Source organism: Acinetobacter sp. YH01019, from assembly GCF_013420285.1.
Classification (GTDB): domain Bacteria; phylum Pseudomonadota; class Gammaproteobacteria; order Pseudomonadales; family Moraxellaceae; genus Acinetobacter; species Acinetobacter gandensis.
Window position 1 is genome coordinate 1 of sequence record NZ_VOYM01000172.1, and the last position, 1,707, is coordinate 1,707.

The 1,707-nt window shown below is 30.5% G+C and carries 1 protein-coding gene and 1 pseudogene; one reads left to right on the plus strand and one right to left on the minus strand.

Annotation, left to right across the window (positions count from 1 at the left end):
- Positions 1-112: 112 nt before the first annotated feature.
- Positions 113-1,468, minus strand: coding sequence for a site-specific integrase (locus FTT84_RS17710; RefSeq protein WP_052024210.1), 1,356 nt, complete (start codon positions 1,466-1,468; stop codon positions 113-115).
- Between the two features lie 94 nt (positions 1,469-1,562).
- Here FTT84_RS17710 and FTT84_RS17715 point away from each other — a divergent pair.
- Positions 1,563-1,707 (plus strand): annotated as a pseudogene (locus FTT84_RS17715) (IS5/IS1182 family transposase); the annotation flags it as partial.

Genomic DNA, 1,707 nt, shown 5'->3' on the forward strand with positions numbered 1-1,707 from the left:
TCCGCCTGTTTTAAAATGGATATGATCTGGCTGTCAGTAAATTTAGATGTTTTCATGCAGAATCTCCTGCTCGTATCTTAAGAGAAAATTCTACTTTTAGATCCTTTTATTTTTAGGGGGGATTACCAATAATAATTTTGAAATTTTTTAAAAAAGTTTCTAATTCACATTTATCAATTTTCCCTAATTTGTAATCCTCAATAATTTCGTATAATTGCATTTCATCATATTCAGCATTCATTGAAGCTGTAGAGCTAATACAAGCATTTGTAATTCCAGCAAGTTCTATTACAGCTAAATGCAGATATGGAGAAAGTGAATCAATTTGAGAATGTCCTGTCCATTGTAGAACTTCTTGTTTTAAAACTTCGTCTGAAATTAGGTTCTTTCTAAATTCATCTGAATTATTTTTATTATGTTCTTTTATTAATGATTTGAATTTTTCTGTAATGAATCTATGACGAAATTGGTGAGCATGGGCAGGTGGGGAAATTTCTGCATCACGTGACCAATTATTTAAATAAGTGGTAAGAGTATCAGATGAAATTTTCTTTCCGGTAGTATGAGAAATAAAAACAAACCCATGATCTTTAATATTTTTATTACGAATTATTTTATTACGAATATTCCTAATATATCTAGAAATATTTAGTAAAAAGTTTTTAGGGACTGGTATCTTTCGATATGTAATCGTATCCCTACGTTTTAAAGTCCTTAAAGTAAGAAGAGGAACAGAATCATTACTATTCAAGGCATCATATACATCCTCTACTGTAAGAAATATAGCTTCACTTCTTCTAGCTCCAGTGATTTGAAAAAGATCTAGAATACAAAGATTTCTTAATACACACCCATAATTCATATTCTTTCTAATTTGTTCTCGTAATTTATTTATATTAGTTAATGAAATAGGGGACTGTGGGTTGCTTAATTGAGTAGTAGGAAAGGACAAATGAGTATATGAGTGAGTAGACTTATCTTTATATGGATTCTTCTTACGGTTTGCTTTTTTAGATAATATTAATTTAATTTGAAAATTATTGCCTACACCAATAAGGCTAGGTTTTGAATATAAATTTGATATAAAAATTAAAAAATCAATTGTCTGTTTTCCTATTCTTCTTATCTGACTACTACTTCTTTCATCTGAACTTAAAGAATGGATAAAATTGGTAAAGTGGTTATTAGTTAAATTAGTAAGTAAGCATTTATGGTTTAAGGCATAATAGAATTTAATAAAATGGCTAATCAAAGTTGCGTAAGTTAATAAACTTCCTCCATGTAAGGTGGATAGGTTTTGTTTGAAAAGGTGAAGCATATAAGCATTAGCTTCAAAACATGGAACGCCATTTGGATAAAATAAGAAAGGAATATTTTGTGCTTGTAAGAATATAGGTTTTTCTTTTGTGAGTGAATAATAGTCAAAGATAGCTACATTATTTTGCAAAGAATAAACTTTATTTTTCATTAATGGTCCCCAAAATTTTTTCAATTTGGCGATTAACAACGGCTTTGTTGCACAAACCTATCTGTAAAGGCTTTTTCAGCGATATAATTTCCAAATGAATAAGCCTACACAGAAAATCTACCGCACAACCAATTGGCCCGCATATAACCGAGCACTCATGAGTCGCGGAAATATTGCCATTTGGTTTGATCCTGCTACGCAATGGTATGCGCCATCAAAAGGCAAACAAGGGCGAAATC